This window comes from Halalkalibacter oceani, from assembly GCF_023715705.1.
GTDB classification, from domain to species: domain Bacteria; phylum Bacillota; class Bacilli; order Bacillales; family Bacillaceae_D; genus Halalkalibacter; species Halalkalibacter oceani_A.
Window position 1 is genome coordinate 270,488 of the sequence record NZ_JAMBOS010000004.1, and the last position, 6,963, is coordinate 277,450.

Annotated in this window: 8 protein-coding genes; 1 reads left to right on the forward strand and 7 read right to left on the reverse strand. The window is 46.3% G+C overall.

From position 1 onward, the window contains the following. Window positions 1–18: 18 nt before the first annotated feature. From M3212_RS06380 to M3212_RS06410, 7 genes are all read right to left on the reverse strand, one after another. A complete protein-coding gene (locus M3212_RS06380; RefSeq protein WP_251193123.1) occupies window positions 19–1,095 on the reverse strand; it encodes an inorganic phosphate transporter in 1,077 nt (358 codons plus the stop codon). A 71-nt stretch (window positions 1,096–1,166) separates the two neighbouring features. After that, the gene (gene sat, locus M3212_RS06385; RefSeq protein ID WP_251193124.1) at window positions 1,167–2,306 is read right to left on the reverse strand and encodes a sulfate adenylyltransferase; all 1,140 of its coding nucleotides are present in this window, start codon (window positions 2,304–2,306) and stop codon (window positions 1,167–1,169) included. A gap of 337 nt (window positions 2,307–2,643) precedes the next feature. Continuing rightward, window positions 2,644–3,354, reverse strand: coding sequence for a phosphoadenylyl-sulfate reductase (locus M3212_RS06390; protein ID WP_251193125.1), 711 nt, complete (start codon window positions 3,352–3,354; stop codon window positions 2,644–2,646). A gap of 105 nt (window positions 3,355–3,459) precedes the next feature. Further along, a complete protein-coding gene (locus M3212_RS06395) occupies window positions 3,460–3,603 on the reverse strand; it encodes a YezD family protein (RefSeq protein WP_251193126.1) in 144 nt (47 codons plus the stop codon). Window positions 3,604–3,794: 191 nt separating this feature from the next. After that, window positions 3,795–4,577, reverse strand: a complete 783-nt coding sequence (locus M3212_RS06400; RefSeq protein WP_251193127.1) for a DUF4097 family beta strand repeat-containing protein — start codon at window positions 4,575–4,577, stop codon at window positions 3,795–3,797. Window positions 4,578–4,720: 143 nt separating this feature from the next. Next, window positions 4,721–4,996 carry a hypothetical protein gene (locus M3212_RS06405; protein ID WP_251193128.1) on the reverse strand — a complete coding sequence of 92 codons (276 nt, stop codon included), beginning with the start codon at window positions 4,994–4,996 and terminating at the stop codon, window positions 4,721–4,723. A gap of 128 nt (window positions 4,997–5,124) precedes the next feature. Further along, a complete protein-coding gene (locus M3212_RS06410) occupies window positions 5,125–6,048 on the reverse strand; it encodes a TraB/GumN family protein (RefSeq protein ID WP_251193129.1) in 924 nt (307 codons plus the stop codon). A gap of 287 nt (window positions 6,049–6,335) precedes the next feature. Here M3212_RS06410 and M3212_RS06415 point away from each other — a divergent pair, with 287 nt between their 5' ends. Beyond that, on the forward strand, window positions 6,336–6,731 hold the full coding sequence (locus M3212_RS06415; RefSeq protein WP_251193130.1) for a hypothetical protein: 396 nt from the start codon (window positions 6,336–6,338) through the stop codon (window positions 6,729–6,731). Window positions 6,732–6,963: the final 232 nt, after the last annotated feature.

Sequence of the window (6,963 nt, forward strand, 5' to 3'; positions counted from 1 at the left end):
CAGCTCGTTCTCTATCTTTTAGATTCCTGCCCCATCATCATATGTCGTTCTTCGATCCTGCTGAACCGATTTGTAAAGGCTATAGGTTCCCACGGTCGCGATAAAGACACTGAGCAGCATAAACAGCGAATAGTAATCACTCTTCCTGAACAGTAAAACAAGTAAGTATGACAAAACGAGTGAAAACACCGGGGAAACAACCCACACCTTGATAATTTGTTTAAGAATATTTTTCTGCCAGAGTCGGAAGCCTCTTTCCACCGTCCCCATTCCAATAATCGCAGAAGTCGTAACCTGTGTCAGCGGGACGGGCAGCCCGAAGATCGAGGCGATAATGACAAGCGTGCCGCCAATCCCGGAGACCGCGCTCCCCTGAAGGAGGCTGAGGCTCGTGATTCGTTTACCATTCGTTTCCAGAACTTTCCCACCGAGCACGAACGCTCCAAGGGCGACAAAAGCGCCCCCCAGCAAAATCCCCTCCTGTATCCCGATCACTCCCGCTCCGACTAACGGACCAATCGCGTTGGCGACATTGTTCATACCCGCCGCGAACGCCTCCATACAGCCGCTAATAATCAGCAGAATCACAAGCGGCTTGCGCCATTTTCCTTTTCCTTTCAAAAACGTATATTTCCGCTCGCCGGAACGGATCAATGTCCCGACAGCAAGCGACAGCGTGAAGGCGACGACAGGAACGATCACCCAAAACATCACAATTACGAGCAGCGTTTCAAAATAAAGCGATTGATAGGCGATGCCAGCCCCAACAATCGCGCCGACAACGACCTCACTCGTTGACAGTGGAATTCCGATTAGATTTGCAATGAAAAGCGAAAGACAGGCGGCGGCGAGGATAATCACGACAAGTTCCACATCAACAATCTCCGTTGAAATGATCCCGCTGCCGATCGTTCGGACAACTTCTCCCCCGGCCAACGCCCCACAAAAGGCAAATACGCCGACCAACAGCATGGCTACTCGTTTTCTTGGCAGTGCTCCACTGCCATAGGCGGGTCCCATAGCCGCAGCCGTGCCACTTGCCCCAATATTCATTGCAAAGAAACAAGCAATCACGATGGCTATGATTGAAAGCATCAGGCTCATCCCCTCTTTCTTGTAAATCAATCATTTCTGACGGACCAGCCTAATGACAGTTTTCGATTCTTTTAGGCATGCACCTGTTTTTGGAGTCCGCGAATCAACACTTCAACCACTTCCGCCCGGCTAAATTCAGGTGGAGGCGTAATTCCTTCACTGAGCATCTTTCGCACCTTCGTCCCCGATAAAATCACATGCTGCTCCTTCGGATGAGGGCATGTTTTCGTTGAAGCCATGTTCCCGCATGCCTGGCAATAGAAGCTATGTTCAAAAAAGAGCGGGGTAATCTCAAGCTCCCCTTCATTTAGATCCTGAAAGATAAGCTGGGCGTCATACGTGCCGTAATAATCGCCAACCCCGGCGTGATCACGGCCAACAATGAAATGCGTGCAGCCGTAGTTTTGCCGGACGATTGCATGGAAAATCGCTTCACGCGGACCGGCATAGCGCATTGCCGCCGGAAAAACGGCAAGAAAGACGCGGTCCTTTGGATAATACTTCTCCAGCAGTACCTCATAGCTTTCCAGCCGGACATCAGCTGGAATATCATCTGATTTTGTCTCACCGACAAGAGGATTTAAAAACAGGCCATCGACAATTTCCAGCGCTGACTTTTGAATGTACTCATGGGCCCGGTGGACAGGATTGCGTGTCTGAAAGCCGACAATCCGCTTCCAGCCAAGCTCTTCAAAGGTGCGGCGCGTTTCGGCCGGATCAAGATAATAGCTTTGAAACCGGTCGCGTTCGACACGCTTAACGAGCGTCACCGCACCGGCGACATACACATCAGGTCGCTCATACAGCTTTTGTACGCCGGGATGAGCTTCGTCTGTTGTCCGATAAACATGGAGAGCCTCTTTCTCCTTATCAGCCTTGTACAGCTCGGTGATCTCAATCACACCATATGTTTCTCCGTTGAACGTCAGCCGGGCCTGCTCTCCACCGGTCAATGTCGCGGCCTTTTCCTCTGTAACCGGCAACGTAATCGGGATGCTCCAGACCGAACCATTTGCCAGGCGCATCGACGTCACGACAGACTCATAGTCGGCCTTTCCTAAAAAACCGGTCAGTGGACTGAAGCCGCCAATTGCAATTAATTCAAGGTCTGATAAAGCAAATGAATCCAGTTCAATCTCTTTTTCGATTGCTTCCACCGACAAGCTCGGATCAAAGCGTTGAACGAGTGTTCCACCATGCGGGTTTATCATCTTCTTCATCCTTTCTATATAAGAAAATTGCGTAGCGATTTTCTTAGAAGCGGCGTGCGGAGCCGTTACCAGGGTTTAAGACTGGCGAAAAACGACTTTCTTTTCGACTGGCGCGTAACGCGTGGAGCCGCCGCCCTTCCTCGAATCCTCCCACTCTTCCCTTTTTAAAAATTGCGAAGCGATTTTCTTAGAAGCGGCGGGCGGAGCCGTTACCAGGGTTTAAGACTGGCGAAAAACGACTTTCTTTTCGACTGCGCGTAACGCGCGGAGCCGCCGCCCCTCCTCGAATTCTCCCACTCTTCCCTTTTTAAAAATTGCGCAGCGATTTTCTTCGATGCTAGCCTTGATGGAGACCGCATTCGGTTTTGTTAAAATTGGACCAGCGGCCGCTACGTGAATCCTCACCCGCCGCAACCGGCTTTGTACAGTGCTCGCAGCCGATACTCGGATAGTTCTGATCGTGAAGCTCATTGTAAGGCAGCTGATGAAGCTTGATGTACATCCAGATTTCCTCTTCTGTCCAATGAATCAACGGACATATTTTGATGGATTGAAAGCGCGCGTCACGATTGACAAACTGCGTATGAGCCCGTGACGGCGACTGCTCCCGCCTTAGCCCTGAAATCCATGCGCGGTAGCGGCTCAGCTCATTTTCCAGCGGAACGAGTTTGCGGATTTTACAGCATGCATCGGGATCCCGTTCCCATAAACGTTCTCCGTAGGAAGCCGCCTGTTCTTCCGGGCTAAGCTCCGGGCGAACAAGCTTGATTTGGAGCAGTGGATACTTTTTCTGTACTCGTTCAATCAGGTCATAGGTTTCTGCAAAGTGAAAATCGGTATCTAAAAAGACGATCGCCGCATCCTGCTTTACCTTGCTGATCAAATCGATTAATACCATCCCTTCTGCTCCGAAGCTACAGGCATAGACCAGCTCATCGCCAAACGTCCGATAAGCCCATTTGAGTACCTCAATCGAATCCTTCTTTTTCAATTGTTCATTAAGTCGCGCATAATCGTCCTCTGCTAATTGCTGATATGAAAAGATCATCCAATCCCTCCTTTGATCCATGCTTGCAGCTATGCAAAAAAGGCGATCAAAGAACATATTGCTTTTGTTCCTTGATCGCCTCTAGTTGACTAGTCAGCTTCATGGTTATTTCAACCGCACCTTTTCATTTTTTTCCATCTGAATAATTTTTCCGTCCTGAATAATCAGGGTAACAGAACCAAACTTTAATCCGCTTAACAGTTCCCTCAATCTTTCTGTTACTTTTTCAAATTCTTGATCATTCGACATCTTGGACCTCCTCAATTTTTCAGTAGTTGGAAGAGGAAGTTAATCCCTTGTAATTTTATAAGAATTATTAGTTTAATAGTATTCTATCCATCATTCCCCAAATTGTCAATCACTGATTTAGAAAAAAATGAAAATAGGCGCTATTTGCATTTTCCATTAAATCACAATAAAAAAAGAAGAGCGCCCTCAGGCTACCCTTCTTGTCCAGGTTCGGTAATCGTTCCGCTTATATTGTCCAATGTCAATGTGCCTTCACGATTTTCCAAAATCGTCACGTCGCCGCTCACTGTATCAATCGTCACGTTTCCTGAACCACTACGCACCGAAACAGATCCTTCCTGATTCGAAACGTCCACATCTCCCGAGCCGGCAATCAACTTTACATCGCCAACCGAGTCGGCGATTTTTATCGTGCCGGCATTGGCATTAATCGACAAGTCTCCAGCCAATTCAACGATATCAATCGTTCCGGCACCATCGCTTATCGTCACATTCCCCTGTATACGCTCAAGCTTCATTGCTCCGCGGCCGTGTTGAATCTCCAGGTCGCCCGTTACATCGGTTATACTCATCTCGCCTTCATGTTGTTTATACTGGATCATCAGCTCTTGCGGCACCTCGATCGTCAAATGCTGCCCGCCTTGTGCCGCTTGATTTTCCTGGTGGACCTCCGTCGTCAAGTAACCGGTTGTTCCCTCACTCGACAATTCGAGAGAAAGATTGCGCTCGGCAAATTGCTCAGCCTGCTCCATCTCTTCACTCGTCACCGCCACATGAGAGGTCACCGTGATCTCCGCTGTTTCCGCGACACCGACGATCGTCACATCTCCCTGATCCTGATCAATCACGAATGTTTCCAATTCGCCTGCATCCAAAGTGTAGACCTGCTGATCCTCATATGTCACTAAATTGCAAGCGGACAAAATCCCAATAAGTCCGGCACCGGCGATCATTTTTATCAAAGCTTGTTTCATTTTTCTTCTCTCCCGTCTTTTCGCTAACCCATTCCTTTAGTTTACCTAAACGAACGAAAGAAACCAACTCCAAACTCCCCGTTCACCTATTGTTCAAAATATAGAAGCGCCAACGATATGCCGATGCCTGCTTCTTCATCGCGTTACGAAAAAGGACGTTTTTCAGTGGCCTCCTTCATTTCACCCCTTCTAAAGGGCAAAATCAGCGCAGGTTGCTTTGTTTCATTAATATACTCAACCTTATACCCTTCTTTTTCCCGCCTTTTAAAGGTCCTTTCCGAAATCGGACGCGGTGTCGACCAGCTTAGGGATTCAAGCTGCTCCCATGAAGCATGAGTAATCAGCTCGGTTTTAAAATAATAGCAATTTCCTGATTGATACGTACGACAAAGATATTTGACTGTCTGCTTCGAATGCATCATGCACCTCCTCGTTAGTAGCTATCTCCATCTCACGGAAGGCTTAACCATGCAAAAAAGAAAGAAGCGTCAAAAAGTTAGCTTCCTTTTTGACACTTCTTCCCTATACTTATATGGACAAAACAGACTTAATAAATATGGTTGACCTCAAACCCGCTATCCTCCAGAAGCGATACGATACTTGGCTCCTCAACGAAATGCATCGCCCCAACAATGACAAAATACGTCTGATCAGCGCCATTCTCTAGTAGCTCAACAAGCTGCTCAGCCATTTTTATATTACGGACTTCATTAATTTCGTACATAAATTGTTCCAAAAATTCAACGTCCTCCGTCTCATTTACCTCTACAAGCCCCTCCAAATCGCCTTCCTTCCAGACCTCTACAATCTGATGTGTTTCTTCTTCCAGCTGATCACGCCCGGAAAGCATGTATTCCAAGGAGCGGATCTGATGCTCTTCGGAAAACCCGGCGAGCATTGTTAACTGGTCTTCATACGTTTCCAACGCGACGACTTCTTTTTGATCTTCTTCTGCCCGGTCCAAAAAGTAAGTATCGACCGCATAATCAAATGAGTAACCGGCTTGCCCCGTGTACAACTCCGTTAATAACAGCTCGAAGAACCACGGCTTATACATCTCAAGCATCATCATCTCCATCCCAAATTCACCCACTGCGGCAGACAGTTCCGCATAAAGCTCCGCCGGAATATGATCCTGGATTGTCGTTCCGTCATCATAAATCGCCAGCTCCATTGTGGCAGCCTGCACGGCTTCCTCATCAAGGTTGTTCAGATCAACCTCTGGCAGGACAACATCGGCCGCCTCATAGGCTTCCTCACTATAGCCATTTAACGGGAAAAAATCTTCTTCCCCGATATGGATCGTCCCTTGCAAATACATTTTCGTATCCCCATTTTCCACTTCCCATAAAAAGCCGCCAGGTCCTGCCATCGCTTCCTGATCAGCACCTTCGTCCTGACAGCCGCTTATCATAAAAAGCGCCAGAATAAAAGCAAGGAGCAGACCGCTTCTGTTGATTGTCTCTCTCATTTTTTTCTCCTTTTTTCTCCAAGATACCTTGCAAATTTATCTTATCCCTAGCTCGTCCTTTACTATTCCTGTTTTCGATTTACACCATATACGAACCGGCTGAAGAAAAGGTTTCACCTGGTAAAAAAATCGTTTACAAAACAGGCTGAGGTAAAACTAGCCTCAAAAAGCGTCAAGAAAAACATATGTTTAATAAGTAGTGGGATTTTTGAACACATCCTCAGTCGACACAACTAAAATGTATGTTATGATTTATTTGCTTTCACATGAACGTAGGAGGCTTATACATGAAAAAGTTGATGACAATAGGATTCGTTCTGTTATTGCTTTTTGGATGCAGTGAAAAAACGGCTGAAAAACACGGTGAAGGAATTTCGATCGAATTTGGCGTTGTTGGCAATATTCATTATGTCGGAATAAATCTTTATGTCGATGAGTTGATTTTTAGCCGTGAGTCCACGTATAAGGAAGAAGAGGGTTCTTTCCAACCGGGCGAAATTATTTGGTTTCATGGTCCTGTTATTCAAAGTAATCATATTCAAGAAGTCGAAGTCGTTTACAGCAGCAATAAAGATGGAAGCGACGCTAAAACGACGAATATGATTGATATTACCGAGGCAAAAGAATGGGTAAATACAAAATTAAATCATGAGTTAGAATTGGAGTTATTAACATTTAAGTAACAAACTGGCTACCAAGGGAAACATGCGAGTAACAAGTCACCCAAATAGAAAAATACACGTTGGTGACAAACAACAAATTGCTTAAAGAGGCTGGGACAAAAGGTTGTTTTTTTTCTTAGACGGAATAAACAACACCAATCGCAAAAGTGCGTTATAATAGACGTATAAACTATATTGGTTGGTGTTTATTTATGCGTACAAAGAATAGATTAAATCCGGATGAGTCTCAGTA

Excerpts from the sequence above, each read along its gene's own strand:
- M3212_RS06380 (WP_251193123.1), bottom strand. The coding sequence starts at position 1,095 with ATGCTTTCAATCATAGCCATCGTGATTGCTTGTTTCTTTGCAATGAAT.
- sat (WP_251193124.1), bottom strand. The coding sequence starts at position 2,306 with ATGATAAACCCGCATGGTGGAACACTCGTTCAACGCTTTGATCCGAGC.
- M3212_RS06390 (WP_251193125.1), bottom strand. The coding sequence starts at position 3,354 with ATGATCTTTTCATATCAGCAATTAGCAGAGGACGATTATGCGCGACTT.
- M3212_RS06395 (WP_251193126.1), bottom strand. The coding sequence starts at position 3,603 with ATGTCGAATGATCAAGAATTTGAAAAAGTAACAGAAAGATTGAGGGAA.
- M3212_RS06400 (WP_251193127.1), bottom strand. The coding sequence starts at position 4,577 with ATGAAACAAGCTTTGATAAAAATGATCGCCGGTGCCGGACTTATTGGG.
- M3212_RS06405 (WP_251193128.1), bottom strand. The coding sequence starts at position 4,996 with ATGCATTCGAAGCAGACAGTCAAATATCTTTGTCGTACGTATCAATCA.
- M3212_RS06410 (WP_251193129.1), bottom strand. The coding sequence starts at position 6,048 with ATGAGAGAGACAATCAACAGAAGCGGTCTGCTCCTTGCTTTTATTCTG.
- M3212_RS06415 (WP_251193130.1), top strand. The coding sequence starts at position 6,336 with ATGAAAAAGTTGATGACAATAGGATTCGTTCTGTTATTGCTTTTTGGA.